This is a genomic window from Ramlibacter sp. (genome assembly GCF_050250995.1).
GTDB lineage: Bacteria > Pseudomonadota > Gammaproteobacteria > Burkholderiales > Burkholderiaceae_C > Ramlibacter.
In genome coordinates this window covers 1-20,818 of the sequence record NZ_JBFWNP010000017.1, presented here as the reverse complement: position 1 = coordinate 20,818, position 20,818 = coordinate 1, and the positions used below count along the sequence as shown (strand labels likewise).

The 20,818-nt window shown below is 68.3% G+C and carries 19 protein-coding genes and 1 tRNA gene; 6 read left to right on the top strand and 14 right to left on the bottom strand.

What is annotated here, in order from left to right; genetic code table 11:
- Positions 1–19 precede the first annotated feature (19 nt).
- The 5 genes from AB7E83_RS13210 to phaR all read right to left on the bottom strand — a co-directional run bounded on the left by AB7E83_RS13210 (position 20) and on the right by phaR (position 4,958).
- On the bottom strand, positions 20–1,183 hold the full coding sequence (locus tag AB7E83_RS13210; RefSeq protein WP_428570142.1) for a PLP-dependent transferase: 1,164 nt from the start codon (positions 1,181–1,183) through the stop codon (positions 20–22).
- Positions 1,184–1,217: 34 nt separating this feature from the next.
- The gene (locus tag AB7E83_RS13205) at positions 1,218–1,742 is read right to left on the bottom strand and encodes a phosphoribosyltransferase (RefSeq protein WP_428570140.1); all 525 of its coding nucleotides are present in this window, start codon (positions 1,740–1,742) and stop codon (positions 1,218–1,220) included.
- Positions 1,743–1,753: 11 nt separating this feature from the next.
- Complete coding sequence (locus AB7E83_RS13200) at positions 1,754–3,082, bottom strand: adenylosuccinate synthase (protein WP_428570138.1); 1,329 nt, start codon at positions 3,080–3,082, stop codon at positions 1,754–1,756.
- 37 nt (positions 3,083–3,119) lie between these two features.
- A complete protein-coding gene (locus tag AB7E83_RS13195; RefSeq protein ID WP_428570136.1) occupies positions 3,120–4,283 on the bottom strand; it encodes an ATP phosphoribosyltransferase regulatory subunit in 1,164 nt (387 codons plus the stop codon).
- A gap of 141 nt (positions 4,284–4,424) precedes the next feature.
- Complete coding sequence (gene phaR / locus AB7E83_RS13190; protein WP_428570134.1) at positions 4,425–4,958, bottom strand: polyhydroxyalkanoate synthesis repressor PhaR; 534 nt, start codon at positions 4,956–4,958, stop codon at positions 4,425–4,427.
- A 100-nt stretch (positions 4,959–5,058) separates the two neighbouring features.
- On the opposite strand from phaR, the gene AB7E83_RS13185 reads away from it, so the two are divergent.
- Entirely contained in the window at positions 5,059–5,235 is a 177-nt protein-coding gene (locus AB7E83_RS13185; protein ID WP_428570133.1) for a hypothetical protein, read from the top strand.
- A gap of 63 nt (positions 5,236–5,298) precedes the next feature.
- Here the strand turns inward: AB7E83_RS13185 and AB7E83_RS13180 are convergent.
- From AB7E83_RS13180 to AB7E83_RS13170, 3 genes are all read right to left on the bottom strand, one after another.
- Positions 5,299–5,375 (bottom strand) — tRNA-Val (locus tag AB7E83_RS13180).
- Positions 5,376–5,426: 51 nt separating this feature from the next.
- On the bottom strand, positions 5,427–7,631 hold the full coding sequence (locus AB7E83_RS13175) for a RelA/SpoT family protein (RefSeq protein WP_428570131.1): 2,205 nt from the start codon (positions 7,629–7,631) through the stop codon (positions 5,427–5,429).
- Positions 7,603–8,547 carry an alpha/beta fold hydrolase gene (locus AB7E83_RS13170; RefSeq protein WP_428570130.1) on the bottom strand — a complete coding sequence of 315 codons (945 nt, stop codon included), beginning with the start codon at positions 8,545–8,547 and terminating at the stop codon, positions 7,603–7,605. Before AB7E83_RS13170 ends, AB7E83_RS13175 begins: the two co-directional genes overlap by 29 nt.
- A gap of 73 nt (positions 8,548–8,620) precedes the next feature.
- On the opposite strand from AB7E83_RS13170, the gene AB7E83_RS13165 reads away from it, so the two are divergent.
- Positions 8,621–9,391 (top strand): 3-hydroxybutyrate dehydrogenase, encoded by a 771-nt coding sequence (locus AB7E83_RS13165; RefSeq protein WP_428570129.1) that lies wholly within the window; start codon positions 8,621–8,623, stop codon positions 9,389–9,391.
- A gap of 36 nt (positions 9,392–9,427) precedes the next feature.
- Here the strand turns inward: AB7E83_RS13165 and AB7E83_RS13160 are convergent, their stop codons facing one another.
- From AB7E83_RS13160 to AB7E83_RS13150, 3 genes are all read right to left on the bottom strand, one after another.
- Positions 9,428–10,243: a metallophosphoesterase family protein gene (locus AB7E83_RS13160; protein WP_428570127.1), complete on the bottom strand. Its 816-nt coding sequence runs from the start codon at positions 10,241–10,243 to the stop codon at positions 9,428–9,430.
- On the bottom strand, positions 10,240–11,205 hold the full coding sequence (locus AB7E83_RS13155) for a diacylglycerol/lipid kinase family protein (RefSeq protein ID WP_428570125.1): 966 nt from the start codon (positions 11,203–11,205) through the stop codon (positions 10,240–10,242). Before AB7E83_RS13155 ends, AB7E83_RS13160 begins: the two co-directional genes overlap by 4 nt.
- A 71-nt stretch (positions 11,206–11,276) precedes the next feature.
- Entirely contained in the window at positions 11,277–12,005 is a 729-nt protein-coding gene (locus AB7E83_RS13150) for an SIMPL domain-containing protein (RefSeq protein WP_428570123.1), read from the bottom strand.
- 173 nt (positions 12,006–12,178) lie between these two features.
- Between AB7E83_RS13150 and ompR the strand changes: the two genes are divergently transcribed.
- The gene (gene ompR / locus AB7E83_RS13145) at positions 12,179–12,910 is read left to right on the top strand and encodes a two-component system response regulator OmpR (protein ID WP_428570121.1); all 732 of its coding nucleotides are present in this window, start codon (positions 12,179–12,181) and stop codon (positions 12,908–12,910) included.
- Between the two features lie 58 nt (positions 12,911–12,968).
- Positions 12,969–14,438 carry an ATP-binding protein gene (locus AB7E83_RS13140; protein ID WP_428570119.1) on the top strand — a complete coding sequence of 490 codons (1,470 nt, stop codon included), beginning with the start codon at positions 12,969–12,971 and terminating at the stop codon, positions 14,436–14,438.
- 7 nt (positions 14,439–14,445) lie between these two features.
- On the opposite strand, the gene ispF is transcribed toward AB7E83_RS13140, so the two are convergent.
- Positions 14,446–14,922, bottom strand: coding sequence for a 2-C-methyl-D-erythritol 2,4-cyclodiphosphate synthase (gene ispF, locus AB7E83_RS13135; protein WP_428570117.1), 477 nt, complete (start codon positions 14,920–14,922; stop codon positions 14,446–14,448).
- A gap of 16 nt (positions 14,923–14,938) precedes the next feature.
- Positions 14,939–15,631 (bottom strand): 2-C-methyl-D-erythritol 4-phosphate cytidylyltransferase, encoded by a 693-nt coding sequence (gene ispD / locus AB7E83_RS13130; protein ID WP_428570115.1) that lies wholly within the window; start codon positions 15,629–15,631, stop codon positions 14,939–14,941.
- Between the two features lie 77 nt (positions 15,632–15,708).
- Between ispD and mfd the strand changes: the two genes are divergently transcribed.
- Together mfd and serB are read left to right on the top strand one after the other, a co-directional pair.
- Positions 15,709–19,146, top strand: coding sequence for a transcription-repair coupling factor (gene mfd, locus AB7E83_RS13125; protein ID WP_428570113.1), 3,438 nt, complete (start codon positions 15,709–15,711; stop codon positions 19,144–19,146).
- Between the two features lie 113 nt (positions 19,147–19,259).
- A complete protein-coding gene (gene serB / locus AB7E83_RS13120) occupies positions 19,260–19,994 on the top strand; it encodes a phosphoserine phosphatase SerB (RefSeq protein ID WP_428570111.1) in 735 nt (244 codons plus the stop codon).
- On the opposite strand, the gene AB7E83_RS13115 is transcribed toward serB, so the two are convergent.
- Complete coding sequence (locus AB7E83_RS13115) at positions 19,939–20,709, bottom strand: 7TM diverse intracellular signaling domain-containing protein (protein WP_428570109.1); 771 nt, start codon at positions 20,707–20,709, stop codon at positions 19,939–19,941. The genes serB and AB7E83_RS13115 overlap by 56 nt on opposite strands.
- Positions 20,710–20,818 lie beyond the last annotated feature (109 nt).

The following is a 20,818-nucleotide window of genomic DNA, read 5'->3' as shown; positions in this document are numbered from 1 at the left end:
GTCTTCGCGGGGACGACGGTCAGAGCGCGTCGAGCGCCTGGTCGATGTCGGCGATCAAGTCCTCCACCGCCTCCAGCCCCAGCGAGAACCGCACGAGCGTCCCCTTGTAGGGACACACCGACCGCATCGACGGCAGGTCGTAGGGAACCACCAGGCTGATCGGCCCGGCCCACGAATAGCCGAGCTTGAACAGCTTCAGCGCGTCGCAGAAGGCGTCGACCTGCTGCGTGCCGTAGCGCTCGTCGAAAACCACCGAGAAGAGGCCGGCGGCGAGTCCGTCTTCCCCGCAGAGCGTCTTCCAGTTCCGATGACCCGGCGATCCTTCGAAGGCCGGATGCAGCACGTGCGCGATCTCCTCGCGCTGCCGCATCCACGCCGCGAGCTGCCGCGCCGCACGGTCCTGCGCCCGGTAGCGCAGATCGATGCTCGACAACCCGCGCAGCACGGCCTCGGCATCGTTGCCGCCCACCCCCCAGCCGAGGCGCATGTGGGTCAGCCGCAGCCGCTCGTGCAGGTTGGCGTCGCGCGTGACGTTGCTTCCCATCAGCACGTCGCCGCCGCCGCTCGGGTACTTCGTGAGCGCCTGCGCGACGATGTCCGCGCCGGCATCGAAACCGTTGAATGCGATGCCCGCGCTCCAGGTGTTGTCGAGGGCACTGAGCACGCCCTTGTCGCGGCAGGCCTGCGCCAGCTCGCGCAGCGGCGGGAACTCCATCGTCACCGAGCCGGGCGCTTCCAGCCACACGAGCTTCGTCTTCGGCCCGATCCGCGAGCGCAGGTCGTCGGGAACCATCGGGTCGTACAGGGCGTGGGAGATGCCCCACTGCCGCAGCTCGTTTTCGGCGAGCGCCTTGCTCGGCCCGTAGACGTTGTCGGGCAGCAGGACTTCGTCGCCCGCGGCGAGCAGCGACAGGGACACGTTCGCGATGGCGGCGAGGCCGCTCGGCACGAGGACGCACTGCGTCCCGCCTTCGAGCGCGGCGATGCGCTCTTCGAGGATGAAGGTCGTCGGCGTGCCATGCAGGCCGTAGGTGTAGCCGGCCTTGTTGCGCCAGTCGCGGGAACGCAGCGCCGCGACGTTGGGGAAGATGACCGTGGAGGCCTTGTAGACGCCCGGCTGCGGCGACGCGAAGCCGCCGGGGGGCTCGTAGGCCGGGTGGATCAACTCGGTGGAGCGCTTCATGCGCCCATCGTAGCCCAGGGCCGCGGGCGTCCCTTCAGATCTTCCACTTCTCCAGCAGCTTCTCGGGCCGCATCGCGTCGTAACCCTCGAAGGGCTGGTGGATCCACGGGTTGGACGGCAGGTATTCCACCGAATAGTCGGGCGTGAACGTCGACAGCCCCTTGGTCCAGATCACCGCGCTGCGCAGCTCGGTGATCGGCGTGTACTTGCTGCGCAGCAGGTCCACCACCTTGTGCAGCGTGTGGCCCGAATCGGCGAGGTCGTCGACCAGCAGCACCTTGCCCGCGATCTCGCCCTTGGGCGTGGTGATGAAGCGCGCGATGTCGAGGTGCCCCTGGATCGTGCCCGCCTCGGCGCGGTACGAGCTCGTGGACATGATCGCGAGCGGCTTGTCGAAGATGCGCGAGAGGATGTCGCCGGGGCGCATGCCGCCCCGCGCGAGGCACAGGATGGTGTCGAAGTGCCAGCCCGACTGATGCACCTTGATCGCGAGTTTCTCGATCAGGTTGTGGTACTCGTCGTAACTCACGTACAGGTGCTTGCCGTCTTCGGTCAACATCCGTTGCACTCCTAGGCGAGGTAAGGGTGGCGCTTCATGATCGTGTGGTCGCGGTCCGGGCTGGTCGAGATGATATCGACCGGCACGCCCGTCACCTGCTCGATGCGCTGCAGGTACAGCCGCGCATTGACAGGCAGCCGATCGTAGTCGGTGACCCCCACCGTGCTGTCGGTCCAGCCTTCCATGGTTTCGTACACCGGCTCGCACGCGGCGATCTCGTCGGCGCCCATCGGCAGGATGTCGGTGTACTCGCCATCGAGCATGTAGCCGGTACACAGCTTCAGCTCCTTGATGCCGTCGAGCACGTCGAGCTTCGTGATGCAAAGCCCGGTGAGGCCGTTGACCTGCGCGCTGCGCTTGAGCAGCGCGGCGTCGAACCAGCCGCAGCGGCGCGAGCGGCCCGTGGTCACGCCCTTCTCGGCGCCGACCGTCGAGAGGTGGTGGCCCACCGTGCCCGGGGTCTGCCAGTCGAGTTCGGTCGGGAACGGCCCGCCGCCCACGCGCGTGCAGTACGCCTTGGTGATGCCCAGGATGTAGTGCAGCATGCCCGGCCCGACGCCCGCGCCCGCCGCCGCATTGCCCGCGACGCAGTTGCTCGAGGTCACGTAGGGATAGGTGCCGTGGTCCACGTCGAGCAGCGTGCCCTGCGCGCCCTCGAACAGCAGGTTGTCGCCGTGGATGTGCGCTTCGTTCAGCTCGCGGGACACGTCCGCCATCATGGGACGCAGCAGCTCGGCGTGCTTCATCGACTCGTCGAACACCGCCTGGAAGTCGATCGGCTGCGCGTTCAGGAACTTCGTCAGGGTGAAGTTGTGCACCTCGAGCAGTTCCTTCAGCTTCGCCGCGAATCGCTCCGGGTGCTTCAGGTCCTGCACGCGCAGCGCGCGGCGGCCGATCTTGTCCTCGTAGGCCGGGCCGATGCCGCGCCCGGTGGTGCCGATCTTCTCGGTGCCGCCCTCTTCGCGCCGCGTCTCGCGCGCGATGTCGAGCGCGGCGTGGAACGGCAGGATTAGCGGGCAGGCCTCGCTGATGCGCAGCCGCGAACGCACTTCGACGCCGGCCTTCTCGAGCCCCTCGATCTCCTCGAACAGCTTCGCCGCCGACAGCACGACGCCGTTGCCGATGTAGCACTTCACGCCGGGGCGCATGATGCCGCTCGGGATGAGGTGCAGCGCCGTCTTCACGCCGTTGATCACGAGCGTGTGGCCCGCGTTGTGGCCGCCCTGGAAGCGGACCACGCCCTGCGCCATCTCGGTCAGCCAGTCGACCAGCTTGCCCTTGCCTTCGTCACCCCACTGGGTGCCGACCACGACCACGTTGCGGCCACTCGTCTTCGTCATGACAACTTCGCTCTTCGGAAAAAACTTGAAAAGGTGATCAGGCGGTCGCGCGCACGACCCAGCGGCCGCCGTCGCGCGCGAGCTCGCGGTCGCAATCGAATTCGTCGAGCTCGCTCTCGTGGCCGGGCAGCACGCACACGACCGTCTCGCCGTCGCGGCGCAGCGCGGCCACCGTCGCACGCAGCTCGGCGGCGTCGGCGCCGCCATCGAGCCACGGCGCGCGGATCGCGGCGCGCAGCGAGCGCTTCGCGGCCACGCCGACGAGCTCCTTCACGTCGAGGCTGAAACCGACGGCGGGACGATTGCGTCCGAACACCGCGCCGACCTCGTCGTAGCGGCCGCCGCGCACGAGCGCATCGCTCGCGCCGGGGGTGTAGATGCCGAAGCGCATGCCGCTGTAGTAGGCGTAGCCGCGCAGGTCGGCGAGATCGAAGCTCGTCGTCGCGCCCTCGACATGGGCCGCGAGCCATTCGAGCTGCTCGAGGGCCTGGCGGATCGCGGGCGTGTCGGGCAGCGCCTTCGCGGCTTCGGCCAGCACCTTGCGATCGCCATACAGGCCGATGAGCGCGTGCAGGCCCTGGCGCGACGCCGACGGAAGATCCTTCGTCAGCGCCGCGAGCTCGGTCGCGTCCTTCGTGGCCAGGGCCGCGTGCAGCCGCGCGAGGCCGGGCGCATCGAGCTTCACGCCTTCGAGCAGCGCGGCCGGAATGCGTGCGTCGGCGAGGTCGACGGTGAGCGGCGCGACCTGCGTCGCCTTCAGGCAGTCGAGTGCGATCAGCAGCGCCTCGAGGTCGGCCTCGAGGCCGGCGTGGCCGTAGATTTCGGCGCCGAACTGCAGCGGCTCGCGCGTGGCATGCGGGCGGTCGGGGCGCGTGTGCAGCACGGGGCCGCAATAGCAAAGGCGCGTGACGCCGCGGCGGTTGAGCAGGTGCGCATCGATGCGGGCGACCTGCGGCGTGGTGTCGGCGCGCAGGCCCATCATGCGGCCGGACAACTGGTCGACGAGCTTGAAGGTGCGCAGGTCGAGTGCTTCGCCGGTGCCCGTGAGGAGCGACTCGAGGTGCTCGAGCAGCGGCGGCATCACGAGTTCGCAGCCGTAACCGCGGGCCGTATCCAGCAGTTCGCGGCGGAGTTCCTCGATGCGGCGGGCCTCGGAAGGCAGCACATCGGCGATGTGATCCGGCAGGACCCAGGCGGACATTGTGGAAAAGCCGTGCTGTTAAAACCGGCATTGTACTGGTCGGCGTTCCTCGTCCCCGCGCAGGAGGGCGTCCGGGAGTTCGCGGACGCGGGTACGGGAGCCCTGGATTCCCGCCTTCGCGGGAATGACGGACTCGAGGTCTTACCGCTTCCCGCCGAACACGCCGAACATCTGCTCGGCGTTCTTCTTCAGCTGCTCCTGCATCTTGTCGATCATTTCCTTGGATTGCTCGACGTAGCTGCCCATGCCCTGCAGCATGGGGTTGGGCAGGCTCGCGAACTGCGCCCACATCTCGGGCGTCATCGTCTTCGACTGTTCGGCGAGCTTGGCCTGCACGTCGGTGAACGCCTGGACGTTCTTCTCGATGTAGCTGCCCATGAAGCCCTGCATGGCATGGCCGTAGAAGCGGATGATGTTGGCGAGCGCGGCTTCGGTGAACATCGGCGCGCCGCCGGCTTCCTCTTCCAGGATGATCTGCAGCAGGATGCTGCGGGTGAGGTCCTCGTTGCTCTTGGCGTCCCGCACCACGAAGGGTTCGGCGTCGAGCACGAGCTGCTTGACTTCGGCAAGCGTGATGTACGTGGACGTGTCGGTGTCGTAGAGCCGCCGGTTGGGGTACTTCTTGATCACGCGCTGCGCGGGCCGGGTGGCGCCGTTCGTCTTCTTGCTGCTCACCGCCGTCACTCCATCTTGCACTGCACAAGATTCTAGGGAGCGGCCCCGCCTGCAATGCCAAGGTTTACCCTGACCGCGCGATGGACTAGACTGCGGGCCAATGGCAAAACCAAACTACTCCTACGAGAAGCGGCAGCGCGAGCTGGCGAAGAAACAGAAGAAGCAGGACAAGGAGCGCCGCAAGTCGGAAGGCAGCGCGCCGGGCACGCCGGAGTCGGGTGCCGACCAGGAGGCGCAGCCGCAGGATGCGCCTCCGCCCGCGCCGCCACCGGCCTGAACCGGCATCGGCCCAACGAAAAAAACGGCACCCGAGGGTGCCGTTTTTGCTTTTTCAAGAATTTGGTAGGCGCGATTGGACTCGAACCAACGACCCCCACCATGTCAAGGTGGTGCTCTAACCAGCTGAGCTACGCGCCTGGGTGTTGAGAGGGGAGATTGTAGCAGAGGCCCGGAGGGCACTCTCCTCGCTCACCGCCGCCGCGCCGACCGCACTCCCTTCACGTCGCGCACCATCCCCAGCACCTTCGCCAGGCGCGCCGAGTCGCTCACCTCCACGGTGAAGGTCATCCAGGCCGTGCCCTTGACCGACTGCGTCTGCACGCCGATCACGTTGGTCTTCTCCTTGGCGAACACGTCGGAGATGTCGCGCAGCAGCCCTTGCCGGTCGGCCGCTTCGACGGCGACGTCCACCGGGTACACCGCGCCGCCTTGCGGCGACGCCCGGGCCCACTCGACCTCGATCACGCGCTCCTCGGCGCGCGCGACCATCTCGCGGAAATTCGAGCAGTCGCGGCGATGGATGCTCACACCCTTGCCGCGCGTGACGAAGCCGCCGATGGCATCGCCCGGCGCGGGCTTGCAGCACTTCGCGAGTTGCGTGAGGAGCGAGTCGACGCCGACCACGAGCACGCCGCCCTTGGCGTTTTTCTCGTTCGCGCGTGGCTTCTTCAGCTGCGGATACTCGTCCTGCGGCGGCGCCTCCACCGGCGGGTGCAGCACGGCCTCGATGTTGCGCAGCGAATATTCGTCCTTGCCGACCACCGCGAACAGGTCCTCGGCCGCCTTGAAGCCCAGCTTCATCGCCAGGTCCTCGAGCTTGACCGAGGTCTTGCCCTCGCGCTGCAGCAGCCGCTCGACCGCGTCGCGGCCGCGCGCCACGGTCTCGTGGCGCTGCTGCTCGTTGAACCAGGCGCGCACCTTCGCCTTGGCGCGGTGGCTCGCGAGGAAACCGAGCTCCGCGTTGAGCCAGTCGCGCGACGGGCCGCCCTCCTTCGCGGCGACGATCTCCACCGTCTGGCCATTGGCGAGCGGCGTGTTCAGGGGCACCATCGCGCCGTCGACGCGCGCGCCGCGGCAGCGGTGGCCCAGGTTCGTGTGCAGCGTGTACGCGAAGTCGACCGGCGTCGCGCCCTGCGGCAGCTCGACGATCGAGGCCTGCGGCGTCAGCACGTAGATGCGGTCCTCGAACAGGCCGTGCGAGGCGCCGACCAGGTCGCGCTCCCAGGCCAGCAGCTGCCGCAGCACCGCGATCTTGGTGTCGTACTCGCCGCTGGCGGAAACGCCCGAATAGCCCTTCTGGCCCGCCTCCTTGTACGCCCAGTGCGCGGCCACGCCGTGCTCGGCATGCTCGTGCATGCGCTGCGTGCGGATCTGGATCTCGATGGGGCGGTCGGCCTCGTCGCGCACGATGGTGTGCAGCGACTGGTAGCCGTTGGCCTTGGGCTTCGCGATGTAGTCGTCGAACTCCTCCACCATCGGCGCGAAGCGCGAATGCACCCACGACAGCGCCGCGTAGCAGTCCTTCACCTCCGGCACGATCACGCGCAGCGCCCGGATGTCGAACACGCGGTCGAAGTCGAGCGACTTGCCGCGCATTTTCTTCACGATGCTGTAGATGTGTTTCGGCCGTCCATGCACCTCGGCGCGGATGCCCTGCCGGCGCAGGTCGGCCTCGAGCTGCGCCCGCAGGTGCTCGACGTAGGCTTCGCGCTCGATGCGCTTCTCGTCGAGCAGCTTCGCGACCTGCTTGTACGTATCGGGCTCCAGGAACCGGAAGGCGAGATCCTCCATCTCCCACTTCAGCTGCCAGATGCCCAGGCGGTTCGACAGCGGCGCGAACACGCCGAGCGCCTCGCGCGCCACGCTCGGCGGGCACGCGCGGCGGGTCGCGGCGTAGTAGCGCAGCGTCTGCAGCCGCGAGGCCAGCCGCAGCATGACCACGCGCAGGTCGCGCGAGAACGCGAGCAGCATCTTGCGCACGTTCTCGGTCTGCACGCGCGGATCGACCGCCAGGTGCGCCGTCTCCTCCGCATCGCGCGCCTGCTGCTGCACGCGCACGAGCTTCGTGGTCTCGAGCGCGAGCGCGGCGTAGGTGTCGCCGAATGCCTTGGCGATCACTTCCTCGGGCTTGGCGAGGTGCGGACAGGCGTACACGAGATAACTCGCGGCCTGCATCGCCTCGGAGCCGCCCATCGACTTGAGGATCGCGGCCACGGCGTCGGCGTGCGCGAGCGTGTTCTCGCCGGTGTCGAGCGTCTCGCCCGCGATGAAGGGCTCGGCGAACGCGCGGGCGCGCGCGAGCGCATGCGCCTGCCGCGGCAGGGCCTGCTCCGCCGCCGCGACCAGTTCGGGGACGGCGGCCGGCTCAGTCTGTTCCGCGGCCTGGCTTTTCATCGGGGGACGAGGACGGTTCGAGCAGGAACGACGCGACGGCGTCGACCTGGTCGTCGGCGACGAGCGTGGGCGCGTGGCCGACGCCTGCGAATTCGACCAGCGTGGCCCGGGGGCCGCGCCGCGTCATCTCGTCCGCGGTCTCGCGCGAGAGGAGATCGGAGTCGGCGCCGCGCAGCAGCAAGGTGCGCGCGCGGATGTTGTCGAAGAGCGCCCAGAGGGCCGCCTGGCCCTCCAATGCCTCTTCCTCTTTCATGGCGCGGAAGGGCACCGCGATCGCGGGGTCGTAATGAAGCGCATACCCCCCCTCGGGCAAGGGCTTGACCATGGCCTCGGACAGCGCCAGCCACTGCTGCGGCGTGTGCGGGCCGAACCCGCGCGAGACCGCCCACATCGCATCGGCCGCCTGCTGCACCGACTCGAAGCGGGCCGGCGCGCCGAGATAGGCGCCGATGCGCTGCAGCGCCTGCCACTGGATCACCGGGCCGACGTCGTTGAGCACGAGACGCCGCACGGTCACCGGCAGGGGGACGTTGGCGCCCGCGATGGCCATGCCGATCAGCCCGCCCATGCTCGTGCCCACCCAGTCGAGCGTTGCGATGGGCGATTGCGCATGCAGGTGCCCGAGCAGTTGCAGCATGTCGGCCGCATAGGTCGTGATCTGGTAGGCCATGGGGTCGGCCAGCGCATCGCTCCGGCCGCGGCCCACGACGTCGGGGCAGACCACGCGCAGCGGCTGCGTCGAGCGCGCCGCGAGCGCGCGCGCGAGCACGTCGAAGTCGCGGCCCTGGCGCGTGAGTCCGTGGACGCAGACGACCGTGTGGGGCGACTGCGCGTCGCCCCACAGCCAGTACGCCATGCGGCGGGTGCCGCCCGACGCGTCGGCGCAAGGTACGTAATTCAGCGTAGGTGAAGACATGGCGCGGTGGACCCGATGGGTTTTGCCCGATACTTTTCAGCGCATCCTACCAATCCCCACGGAGTCTCCCACCATGCTCAAAGGCAAGACCGCCCTCGTCACAGGGTCCACCAGCGGCATCGGCCTCGGCATCGCCAAGGCCCTTGCGCGCAATGGCGCCAACATCGTCCTCAACGGATTCGGCGACAGCGAAGCCCCCCGCGCCGAGATCGCCGCGCTCGGCGTGAAGGCCGGCTACCACGGGGCGGACATGAGCAAGGTGGCGGACATCGAGGCGATGATGAAATACGCGGCCGGCGAGTTCGGCCGCGTGGACATCGTCGTGAACAACGCGGGCATCCAGCACGTCGCGGCGGTGGAAGACTTCCCGCCCGAGCGCTGGGACGCGATCATCGCCATCAACCTGTCGAGTTCCTTCCACACCTCGCGCCTCGCGATACCCGCGATGAAGGCCGCGGGCTGGGGGCGCATCATCAACATCTCCTCCGTCCACGGGCTCGTGGCCTCGCCGCAGAAGTCGGCGTACGTCGCGGCCAAGCACGGGCTCATCGGCCTCACGAAGGTGACGGCGCTCGAACTCGCGACCACCGGCGTGACCTGCAACGCGATCTGCCCCGGCTGGGTGCTGACGCCGCTGGTGCAGAAGCAGGTGGATGCGCGGGCGGCCGAGGCCCGCATTTCCAACGAGGAAGCCAAGAACCAGCTCCTCGCGGAGAAGGAGCCCTCGCTTCAGTTCACGACGCCCGAGGAACTGGGCGAGCTCGCCGTGTTCTTCTGTTCCGAGGCCGGGAACAACGTGCGCGGCGTGGCGTGGAACATGGACGGGGGCTGGGCGGCGCAATAAGCCGCGCAGTAAGCCGCGCGACAGGCCGCGATCCGCTCACGCCCCGAGCGTCAGTTCGTGCGGGTGCGTGAGCTCGAAACGGTCGTCGGCCAGGTCGTAGTCCCAGCGCTCGACGGCGCAGGTGCGCGCCTCGCCCGCCGCGGGTGGCTGCCACCGCACGACGTTGACCGAGTTCGGCGTGCCGTGCCGCACGCGATGCGACGTCGCCGTGCCGGCCTGGACGCAGTACAGCGCGCGTTCGGCATCCTTCACGTGCGTGCGGATGTCGCTCACGTACGGCAGGTGAATGTGGCCGCCCAGCACGAGGTCGGCGCCCGCCGCCGACCACGCCCGCACCGCATCGTGCCCGCCGTGCAGGCGGTCCTTCTCGTCTTCCTCGCGCATCACGCACGAGGGCTGGTGCGTGACGACGACGCGCAGCTGCTCGCGCCTCGCGCCCGACAGGCGCCCGGACACGCGCTCGATCTGCCCGCGCGAGACCTCGCCGTCCTTGTGGCGCGAAGGCCGCGTGGTGTTCACGCAGACCACGAGCAGGTCGTCCATCTCCAGCTGCGGCTCCAGGTCGCGGCCGAAGTGCGCCATGTAGCCGGCATACGGGGAGAACCCGCGCGCGAACACGTTGTAGAGCGGAATATCGTGGTTGCCCGGCAGCGTGAGCACGCGCGCGATGCCCAGCGAGTCGCAGAACGCGCGCGCGGCCTCGAACTGCGCGGCACGCGCGCGCTGCGTGATGTCGCCGCTCAGCACCAGCACGTCGGGCACGAGCGAGTGCGCCAGCGCGCGCAGCGCTTTCGTCACCGGCGGCTGCTCGGTGCCGAAATGCGTGTCGGAGATGTGGAGAAGAACGCTCATTGCCTCGGCTCGCGCCGGTCGACCGGCGGCAGCAGGACGCGCAGCGGCTTCGGCGAGACCGTGAAGCGAAGCGGCAGCGCCATCCACTGCACCTCGCCATCGGTCGCCACGCGCAGTTTGCGCGCATGACGCGCGGTGACGGTGAGGGACTTCATGGCGAAGTCGTCGACCTCGCGCGCATCGCCCAGCGTGCCGACGGCCGTGCGGAACATCAGCTTGATCTTGCCGACGACGCCGATGGAGCGCACCACCACCGCGGCGAGCCAGCCCCGCCCCGTGCGCTCCTGCACCGGCGCATCGAGCCCCACGCGCTCGACCTGCAGCCGGTTGTTGCACACGAAGATGCTGGGCGTGCGAAAGCGCCGCTGCACGCCGTCGACCTCGGCCTCGAGGTCGAGCCGCAGGCGCCACTCGAACACGCTCATGAGCGCGGCGCCCATCGCGATCCAGCGCCGGCGCCCCAGCTTCTGCTTGACGGCCTCGCGGTCCGCCAGCAGCTTGGGATAGAGGCCCACCGAGGCGTTGACGAGGAAGGCATGCTGGTTGACCAGGCCGACCTGCACGTCTTCCGGCGCGGCATCCAGCAGCGCGCGGGCGGCCGCAGCGGCCTCGAGCGGCAGGCCATGCTCGCGCGCAAAGAGATTGAAGGTGCCCTGCGCGATGACGCCGATCGCGCAATTGTGCAGGAGCGCGGCGCGCGCGGCGGCATTGAGCGTGCCGTCGCCGCCCACGGCGACGATCGCGCCGCCGCACCCGGCCGCCTCGCGTGCCGCTTCCTGGCAGCTACGGACGATCTGGCCGGGCTCGACAGGCACGAAGCGGTACCTGCGCCCCGCGGACTTCAGTTCGGACTCGATCGCATCGCGCACGTCGTCCTTGGCGTGCGCGCCCGAGGAGCGATTCATCACGATGAATAGCTCGGGTTCGGGGGCGGTGGCGGGACTTTCGGGGACGGCGAACATCGAGCAGAGCTTAGATGAGCCGCGCACCCCACCCTGTCGGACAGCGACGATGACTTGCCGTCGCCCGATCTTCAACGCAGTTGCACGGACCCCGTCACGGTCACGATCACCGAGCTCTTGCCCGGCTCCACCGGCACGGGCGAATCGGCGGACGCCGCCTTCGCCTCCATCGCCATCATTCGCGGACGCGGCACGAAGCCCTGGTCGTTCGAATTCACCGCCACTTCGCGCAGCGTGTACCCCGAGAAGCCGAAACCCCGGGCGAGTTCCGCCGCCTTCGACTTGAAGCGCTCGATGGCCTGCGTCTGCGCATCGCCCTCGACCCGCGCACGCTGCTCGCGGCTCAGGCCGAACTGCACGCCGCCCATGGTCATGGTCTGGATACGGCCCGCGGTCTGCGTAATGCGCGGAAAGTCGCGGCCCTCGAGCACGAGTTCGGCATTGCCGGTCCAGCCCGTGATGCGTCCCTCGCGCGAATGGCGCGGGTACAGGGAAAAATTGCCGGTGCGCACGTCGAGCTGCCCCGGCTGCGCGGATTTCTTCGCCTCCGCCAGCGCGGCTTCGACCGCGGCCTTCAACTGCGTCTGCACGGTGCCCGCGTCGGGGCCCTCCTTCGCCGTCGTCAGCGTCAGGGTCAGCAGGTCCTGCAGCACTTCCACGCTCCCCGTGGCGGAGAGTTGCAGCACGTTCTGCGGCGCGGGCAGGGTCTGGGCGGCGGCGGACTGCGCGGTGGCGCCAAGTGCGGCGAGTGCGGCGAGTGCGGCAAAGGCCGTAGCGGCGAGCATCGATCGTGTCGACATGGGTTTCGGTTCCATTCAAGAGAAGTGACGCATGTTCAACGGCAAGCCCTTGCTCATCGGGTTCGGACGCGCCGCAACTTTTGTAACATTGTGTGAGTCCACCGGGGAAAACCCGCACGACCTTTGACAAGACCTTCAGAATTGGCTCTGTTACAAATTCGATTGGGAGCCCCATGACGCAAGCCGCAGCCCGCACCGACAAGATCCTGGTCGTCGACGACGACGCGCGGATTCGCGACCTGCTGCGCCGCTACCTGACCCAGGAGGGCTTCGAAGTCATTCTGGCGGAGGACGGCAAGGCCTTGAACCGCCTCATGCTTCGCGAGACGGCCGACCTGATCGTGCTCGACCTCATGATGCCCGGCGAGGACGGCCTCTCGATCTGCCGCCGGCTGCGCGCGGCCAACGACCGCACCCCCATCATCATGCTCACCGCCAAGGGCGAGGACGTCGACCGCATCGTCGGGCTGGAGGTCGGCGCGGACGACTACCTGGGCAAGCCGTTCAATCCGCGCGAGCTGCTCGCGCGCGTGCATGCGGTGCTGCGCCGCCGCCCCGCCCAGGAAGCGCCGGGCGCGCCCTCCTCCGACAACGAGATCGTGGCGTTCGGCCCGTTCCAGTTCGACCTGGGCGCGCGCACGCTGCGCAAGAACGGCGACGAGCTGCCGCTGACCACCGGCGAATTCGCCATGCTCAAGGCGCTGGTGCGCCACCCGCGCCAGCTGCTGTCGCGCGAGAAGCTGGCGCAGCTCGCGCGCGGCCGCGAGTTCGAGCCCTTCGACCGAAGCCTCGACGTGCAGGTGTCCCGGCTGCGCAAGCTCATCGAGGCCGACCCCGCATCGCCGCGCTACATCCAGACGGTCTGGGGCGTGGGCTACGTGTTCGTTCCGGACGGCGCGGGTTGACCCGGTTGGCGGGGCGCGAGCCCGGCCCTAGAATCGGACCGATGAGGGGCAGTACCTGATGCGCGGCAGCGCAAGCGTCGAAATCACCGGGCCCGCGCCGCTCGAGACGACCCCCGCGCCGCTGGAGATGCGGCCGCGCGTCGGCCTTTCGCTCTTCTGGCGCACCTTCTTCCTGCTGTCGCTGCTGCTCGTCGGCTCCATCATCGCGTGGCTGCAGACCTTTCGCGCGCTCGAATTCGAGCCGCGCGCGATGCAGACCGCGCAGCAGATCGCGTCGCTCGTGAACCTCAGCCGCGCCGCGCTGGTGCATGCGGATGCGATCCAGCGCGTGTCGCTCATCAAGACGCTGGCCGACCAGGAAGGCGTGCGCATCCAGCCGCGCGAACCGAAAGACAAGTACGAGCCGCTGCAGGGCACGGCGCTCGACCGCCGCATCGTCGACGAGCTGGTCGCCAAGCTCGGTTCGGGCACGATCATGTCGAGCCGCGTGAACAACGAGGAAGGCCTGTGGATCGGATTCCGCATCGAGCAGGACAACTTCTGGATGCTGCTCGACCGCACGCGGTTCTCGAACGTCGGCGGACGCACCTGGCTGGTGTGGCTCATCACGGCGGCGGGCCTCTCGCTCGCGGGCGCGGCGGTGATCGCCCGGCTCATCAACAGGCCGCTGAAGCAACTCTCCTTCGCCGCGAGCCGCGTGCGCGACGGCGATTTCGACGCGAGCCGGCTCGACGAGAAGGCGGTGACCAGCGAGATCCGCGAGGTCAACATCGGCTTCAATCGCATGGCGCAGCAGCTCGCCAAGATCGAGCAGGACCGCGCGGTGATGCTCGCGGGCATCTCCCACGACCTGCGCACGCCGCTGGCGCGCCTGCGCCTGGAAACCGAGATGAGCGTGGCCGACGCCGACGCCCGGGATCACATGGCGGCAGACATCGACCAGCTCGACGCCATCATCGACAAGTTCCTCGACTATGCGCGGCCCGACCACGTGGACCTGAAGCCGGTGTGCCTGAACGACGTGATCGATGCGTGCATGTACGCCGTCGAGGAGCAGACCGACATCCGCGTCAACCTCGAGATCAACAAGGACGTCTACGTGCTGGCCGACGAGGTCGAACTGGCGCGCGTGATCTCCAACCTGCTGGAGAACGCGCGGCGCTACGGCAAGACGCCCGAGACCGGCGTGGCGGTGGTGGACATCGCGGCGAAATCGCGCAACGAGTGGGTGCTGCTGAAGGTGCGGGACCACGGCATGGGCGTCGCGCCGGAAGCCCTGCCCAATCTGGTGAAGCCCTTCTTCCGCGGTGACGCGGCGCGCACCGCGGCTACGGGCGCAGGCCTCGGCCTCGCCATCGTCGACAAGACGGTCCAGCGCATGGGCGGCATCTTCGCGCTCGCGAACACGACCTCGGGCGGCCTGGCCGCCCACATCAAGCTGCAGAAGCCGAAACCGGTGGATGCGGCAGGCAGCGAGAGCGAGCGGTGGCCGCGGATGCGCCCGGAGGCGGAAGAGCCGGTGGTGTGACGAGCCGTCATTCCCGGGCGAGCAGCACGACCGCCCGCGCCTCGATGGCCTTCCCCTCGCCCACCGGCCCCATCTTTTCCGCCGTCTTCGCCTTCACGTTCACGGCATCCACCGCCACGCCCAGCCCCTGCGCGATCCGCGTGCGCATGGCGTCGATATGGGGCGCGAGCTTCGGCGCCTGCGCGATGACGGTGCTGTCGACGTTGCCGATCTCGTAGCCCTTTTCGCGCACCCGGCGCGCGGCCTCGACGAGCAGCGCCATCGAATCCGCGCCGCGAAAGCGCTCGTCGGTATCCGGGAAGTGCCGGCCGATATCGCCCATCGCCGCGGCGCCGAGCAGCGCATCGGTGATCGCATGCAGCAGGGCATCGGCATCCGAATGGCCGAGCAAGCCGCGATCGAACGGGATCTCGATGCCGCCGAGGATCAGCTTCCGCCCGGGCACCAGGGCGTGGATGTCCCAGCCTTCGCCGATGCGGATCACAGCGTTGAGACCTTGTTCACCGCCGACTCCGCAGCACGGCCTCGGCCATCGCGAAATCGTCGGGGTAGGTGACCTTGAAGTTGTGCGCGCCCGCGGGCACCAGCAAGGGCTTCAGGCCCATCGATTCGATCGCGCTCGACTCGTCCGTCATCCGGTCGCCGGCATGCTCCATCGCCTGGCGCAGCATGCCCAGGCGGAACATCTGCGGTGTCTGCGCGAGCCACTTGTCCTGGCGGGTCAGGGTCTCGGCCACGCGACCGCTCTGCTCGACCTTGAGCGTGTCAGGCAACGGGTAGGCAAGCAGCCCGCCCACCTCGTCATCGACGCACGCATCGATCAGCCGGTCGATCAGCTCCGGCGTGATGAGGCAGCGCGCCGCGTCATGCACGAGCACCCAGTCGCTGTCCACGGCGCCCACGCGCCGCAATTCGCGCAAACCGTTGGAGACGGTGGCCGCGCGCGTGGTCCCGCCGACCGGCACCACGAGCGCCGAAGTCGTGGGGTTGCGTTCGAAGAACCCGTCGCCCGGCGCCACCACCACCAGCGTGCGCGAGATGCGCTTGACGCCCGCGAACGCCGAGAGCGTGTGCCAGACCAGCGGCTGGCCTGCGACCCGCTCGTACTGCTTGGGTCCCTGCGTGCCGGCGCGACTGCCGAGACCGGCGCAGGGGATAAGGGCGAAAAATCGAGGGGATGGGGAGGCGTTCATGGCAAGCGCTTCATTCTAGAATCGTGCCACACCCCTGTCTTCAACCGGCCGGGGTGTTTTGCATTCCTTCTTTTTCAATGGATCTTCCCAAGCTCTCCCCCGGCAAACGCTTCACCCTGCCCCGCCCCGTCGGGTCCGCCGATGCGCTGCTGCTCGCCCGCCTGGCGGAGCGCGAGAAGGCGCAGCGCAAGCTCACCGCCATCGTCACGTCGGACGCCAACGATGCACAGCGCCTGCTGGAAGAAATCGCGTTCTTCGCGCCCGACGTGCGCTGCGCGCTCTTTCCCGACTGGGAGACGCTGCCCTACGACCAGTTCTCGCCGCACCAGGACCTGATCAGCGAGCGCCTGGCGACGCTGTGGCGAATCCTGCAGGGCGAGGCCGACGTGGTGATCGTTCCCGCGACGACCGCGCTCTACCGCGTCGCGCCGCCGAGCTTCCTCGCGCGCTACACCTTCCATTTCCAGCAGGGGCAGAAGCTCGACGAGGCGCGGCTCAAGGCGCAGCTCACGCTCGCCGGCTACAACCACGTCACGCAGGTGGTGAGCCCCGGCGAATACGCGGTGCGCGGCGGACTCATCGATCTCTTTCCGATGGGCTCGCTGGTGCCGTATCGCGTCGACCTGTTCGACGACGAGGTCGACTCGATCCGCACCTTCGACCCCGACACGCAGCGCAGCCTGTATCCCGTGCCCGAAGTGCGGCTGCTCCCGGGCCGCGAGTTCCCGATGGACGACGAGGCGCGCGCGAAATTCCGCAGCCGCTGGCGCGAACTGCTCGAAGGCGACCCGACCCGAAGCCGCCTCTACAAGGACATCGGCAACGGCGTCGCGACGGCGGGCATCGAGTACTACCTGCCGCTCTTCTTCGACGACACGGCCACCGTCTTCGACTACTTCGGCGCCGAGGCGACCGTGGTGCTGCACGGCGAGCTCGAGCCCGCGTTCCACCGCTTCTGGCAGGACACGAAGGACCGCTATCGCCTCGTGCAGGGCGACCCCGACCGGCCGGTGCTGCCGCCCGAGGCCCTGTTCCTCTCCGCCGAGCAGTTCTTCACCCGGGCGAACGATCACGCGCAACTCGCCTTGAAGCCGGTGCCGGCGGACCTGCCGGAGTTCGCGGCCCTGCCCGACATCGCCGCGGTCCGCGGCGCGGACGATCCGCTCGCGAAATTCAAGTCGCATGCGGCAACGACGTCGCATCGCGTGCTGCTGCTCGCCGAGAGCGCGGGCCGGCGCGAGAGCCTGCTCGACTTCCTGCGCGCGAGCCAGGTGTCGCCGCCCGCTTTCGATTCGCTGGAGGAATTCCGGACAACCGACGAGAAGATCGGCATCGCGACGGCGGCGCTCGCGGCCGGCTTCGCCTGGAACGAGGAAGCGATCGACTTCGTCACCGAGACGGAGCTTTTCGCGGCGACGCCGACCGCGCGCCGGCGCAAGAAGCAGGAACAGGTCAGCGACGTCGAGGCGCTGATCAAGGACCTGTCGGAGCTGAACGTCGGCGACCCCGTCGTGCATGCCGCGCATGGCATCGGGCGCTACAGGGGATTGATCCACCTCGACCTCGGCCAGGGCAACACCGAGTTCCTGCACCTCGAGTACGCGGACAAGGCGACGCTCTACGTCCCCGTGAGCCAGTTGCACCTGATCAGCCGCTACACGGGCGTGGGCGCGGACGAGGCGCCGCTGCACAAGCTCGGCTCGGGCCAGTGGGAAAAGGCGAAGCGGCGCGCCGCCGAACAGGTGCGCGACACGGCCGCGGAGTTGCTCAACCTGTACGCGCGCCGCGCGGCGCGGCAAGGTCATGCCTTCCGCTACTCGCCGCAGGACTACGAGACCTTCGCGAACGACTTCGGATTCGAGGAAACGGCGGACCAGAACGCGGCGATCCACGCCGTCATTCAGGACATGGTTTCGCCGCAGCCGATGGACCGGCTCGTGTGCGGCGATGTCGGCTTCGGCAAGACCGAGGTCGCGCTGCGGGCCGCGTTCATCGCAATCACCGGCGGCAAGCAGGTCGCCTTTCTCGCGCCGACGACGCTGCTCGCGGAGCAGCACTACCAGACGCTGGTGGACCGGTTCAGCAAGTGGCCGGTGAAGGTGGCGGAGATGAGCCGCTTCCGCTCGACGAAGGAGATCAACGCGGCGGCGAAGGGGCTCGAGGACGGCAGCGTCGACATCGTCGTGGGCACGCACAAGCTGCTGTCGAACACGATCAAGTTCAAGAACCTCGGCCTGCTCATCATCGACGAGGAGCACCGCTTCGGCGTTCGGCACAAGGAGGCCGTGAAGGCGATGCGCGCCGAGGTCGACGTGCTCACGCTCACCGCCACGCCGATTCCGCGCACGCTGGGCATGGCGCTCGAAGGCTTGCGCGACCTCTCGGTGATCGCGACCGCGCCGCAGCGGCGTCTCGCCATCAAGACCTTCGTTCGCAACGAAGGGACGGGTGTCATCCGCGAGGCCGTGCTGCGCGAGCTGAAGCGCGGCGGGCAGGTCTACTTCCTGCACAACGAGGTCGAGACGATCCAGAACCGGCGCGAGGCGCTGGAGCGGCTGCTGCCCGAAGCGCGCATCGCCGTGGCCCACGGCCAGATGCCCGAGCGCGAGCTCGAACGCGTCATGCGCGAGTTCGTGCAGCAGCGCTTCAACGTGCTGCTGTGCTCCACGATCATCGAGACCGGCATCGACGTGCCGACGGCCAACACGATCGTGATCGCGCGCGCCGACAAGTTCGGCCTCGCGCAATTGCACCAGCTGCGCGGCCGCGTGGGGCGTTCGCACCACCAGGCGTATGCCTATCTCATGGTCCCCGACATCGAGGGCCTCACGAAACAGGCGGCGCAGCGGCTCGAAGCCATCCAGCAGATGGAGGAGCTCGGCTCGGGCTTCTACCTCGCGATGCACGACCTGGAGATTCGCGGCGCGGGCGAGGTGCTCGGCGAGAACCAGAGCGGCAACATGCTGGAGGTCGGCTTCCAGCTGTACAACGAGATGCTTTCCGAGGCCGTGCGCTCACTGAAGGCCGGCAAGGAGCCCGATCTGCTCGCGCCGCTGTCGGCGACGACCGAGATCAACCTGCATGCGCCCGCGCTGCTGCCCAACGGCTACTGCGGCGACGTGCATCTGCGCCTGTCGTTCTACAAGAAGCTCGCGACGGCGAAGAACGTCGACCAGATTGACCGCCTGCTCGAGGAAATCGTCGACCGCTTCGGCAAGCTGCCGCCCCAGGCGCAGACGCTCATCGACGTGCACCGCCTGCGCGTGCTCGCGCGGCTCTACGGCGTCGTGAAGGTGGACGCCGCACCGACCGTCATCCACATCACCTTCAAGCCGAACCCGCCGATCGAGCCGCTGGCCATCATCCAGCTGGTGCAGAAGAACAAGCACATCAAGCTGGCCGGCAACGACAAGCTGCGCATCGAGCGGGAGTTGAAGGAGCCGAAGGACCGGGCGCAGATGGTGCGGGACGTGCTGAAGTCGCTGGGGACGCCGAAGGTGCTTGAATCGGCTTGATGGTTCGATGGTTCGATGAACTATCTGCAAAGAGAAACTTTTCAGTTGCTCCGAACCCGGCTTACCGCACTGCGCGCGAGTCGCGCGGGTGCAATGCGAAAATCCCTCACATCATGACCCCCCGCGAATTCTCCCCCGGCCTCGTCGTCCAGCGTTTCACGCCACCGCTGAACCTCGCCGACTTCAAGCTCGTCGCGTTCGACATGGACTCGACACTCATCAACATCGAGTCGGTCGACGAAATCGCCGACGCCGTTGGCCGCAAGGAAGAAGTCGCGGCCATCACCGAGGCCGCGATGCGCGGCGAGATCACCGACTACAAGGAAAGCCTGCGCCGCCGCGTCGCGCTGCTCGAAGGCGTGACGGTCGCCGACATGGAGCAGGTCTACGTCGAGCGCCTGCGGCTCAACCCCGGTGCCGAGGCGCTGGTGAAGGCCTGCCAGGATGCCGGACTGAAGACGCTGCTGGTGTCGGGCGGCTTCACCTTCTTCACCGACCGCATCCGCGATCGGCTCGGCATCGACTTCACACGCTCCAACATCCTCGAGATTCGCTCGGGTCCGAATTGCGGCGAGCTCACGGGCCGCATGGTCGACCAGGACTGGGGCGACATCTGCGACGGCGAAGAGAAACGAAAGATGCTCGTGAAGACCTGCGCCGAGCTCGGCATCTCGCCGAAGCAGGCCATTGCCGTGGGCGACGGCGCGAACGACCTGCCGATGATGGGCGAGGCCGGCCTCTCGGTCGCCTACCACGCGAAGCCGAAGGTCCGCGAGCAGGCGATGGTGCAGATCAATTCGGGTGGGCTGGACCGCCTGCTGGAAGTGGTGAAGCCGCCGGCTCGCTGATCTCCGCACGCCGCGTCCGCACGATGTCGGCCAGCGCGTCGCGCTCCGACTCCGCCTTGCGCAGCCTGTCCTCCAGCACTTCGCGCACACGCTCCTGCGACGCGGCGAGCGCCTGACCGAGCGCCTTCTCGGCCGCGATGCGCGACGTCGCCTGCTCCTTGAAACGCCGCGCGACGTTGATGCGGTTCGCAAGCGCGAAAGACAGCAGCACCATTTCGAGCGCTGAGCCCACCATCAGGGCATTGCGGGTGATCGCGTTCGAGGGCAGGAATCCCGTGTTGTGCAGGACGATGACCAGCACGCCCGCGAGCAGCGAGGCCCAGGCCGCGAAGAAGTACTTCGCGCCCGCGAAGTCGCGGCGGATGCTGATGACGCCGGCGGCGATCATCGCGCCCACGCTCACGATGGCCAAGATCGGCAGCCAGATCTCGTACGCCATGTGATGCCACACGAACGCGATGGCGCACGACCCGACCCACCCGGCAAGCAGCGCGCGGAGCAACCTGTCGAAGCGCGGCATCCGCACCGCGCTCGAGAGGAAGTCGCGCGCGAACATGAGCCCCATCACGCCCGCGGCCGAAAGCGCGATGCGGGTCGCCGCATCGGCCCACCACGCCGAATGCGGCCACACGAATTGCGGACCGAACCCGTTGAGCGCGGCCTGCCCGACGCCGATGCTCAGCACGAAGCCGGCATAGTGTTGGCGCCAATTCAAAATTGACCACCTGTGCCAACTGAATTTTGACCAGGGATCGAAGGCCGGGATTTTGCTGCCCGGCTGTGGATAAGTGTAGTGGGATGGTGGTCTTTGGTTCTCCGGCTGG

Bases quoted from the DNA above. Each gene is read 5' to 3' on its own strand.
- AB7E83_RS13210 (WP_428570142.1), bottom strand. From the start codon at position 1,183: ATGAAGCGCTCCACCGAGTTGATCCACCCGGCCTACGAGCCCCCCGGC.
- AB7E83_RS13205 (WP_428570140.1), bottom strand. From the start codon at position 1,742: ATGTTGACCGAAGACGGCAAGCACCTGTACGTGAGTTACGACGAGTAC.
- AB7E83_RS13200 (WP_428570138.1), bottom strand. From the start codon at position 3,082: ATGACGAAGACGAGTGGCCGCAACGTGGTCGTGGTCGGCACCCAGTGG.
- AB7E83_RS13195 (WP_428570136.1), bottom strand. From the start codon at position 4,283: ATGTCCGCCTGGGTCCTGCCGGATCACATCGCCGATGTGCTGCCTTCC.
- AB7E83_RS13185 (WP_428570133.1), top strand. From the start codon at position 5,059: ATGGCAAAACCAAACTACTCCTACGAGAAGCGGCAGCGCGAGCTGGCG.
- AB7E83_RS13175 (WP_428570131.1), bottom strand. From the start codon at position 7,631: ATGAAAAGCCAGGCCGCGGAACAGACTGAGCCGGCCGCCGTCCCCGAA.
- AB7E83_RS13170 (WP_428570130.1), bottom strand. From the start codon at position 8,547: ATGTCTTCACCTACGCTGAATTACGTACCTTGCGCCGACGCGTCGGGC.
- AB7E83_RS13165 (WP_428570129.1), top strand. From the start codon at position 8,621: ATGCTCAAAGGCAAGACCGCCCTCGTCACAGGGTCCACCAGCGGCATC.
- AB7E83_RS13160 (WP_428570127.1), bottom strand. From the start codon at position 10,243: ATGAGCGTTCTTCTCCACATCTCCGACACGCATTTCGGCACCGAGCAG.
- AB7E83_RS13155 (WP_428570125.1), bottom strand. From the start codon at position 11,205: ATGTTCGCCGTCCCCGAAAGTCCCGCCACCGCCCCCGAACCCGAGCTA.
- AB7E83_RS13150 (WP_428570123.1), bottom strand. From the start codon at position 12,005: ATGTCGACACGATCGATGCTCGCCGCTACGGCCTTTGCCGCACTCGCC.
- ompR (WP_428570121.1), top strand. From the start codon at position 12,179: ATGACGCAAGCCGCAGCCCGCACCGACAAGATCCTGGTCGTCGACGAC.
- AB7E83_RS13140 (WP_428570119.1), top strand. From the start codon at position 12,969: ATGCGCGGCAGCGCAAGCGTCGAAATCACCGGGCCCGCGCCGCTCGAG.
- ispD (WP_428570115.1), bottom strand. From the start codon at position 15,631: ATGAACGCCTCCCCATCCCCTCGATTTTTCGCCCTTATCCCCTGCGCC.
- mfd (WP_428570113.1), top strand. From the start codon at position 15,709: ATGGATCTTCCCAAGCTCTCCCCCGGCAAACGCTTCACCCTGCCCCGC.
- serB (WP_428570111.1), top strand. From the start codon at position 19,260: ATGACCCCCCGCGAATTCTCCCCCGGCCTCGTCGTCCAGCGTTTCACG.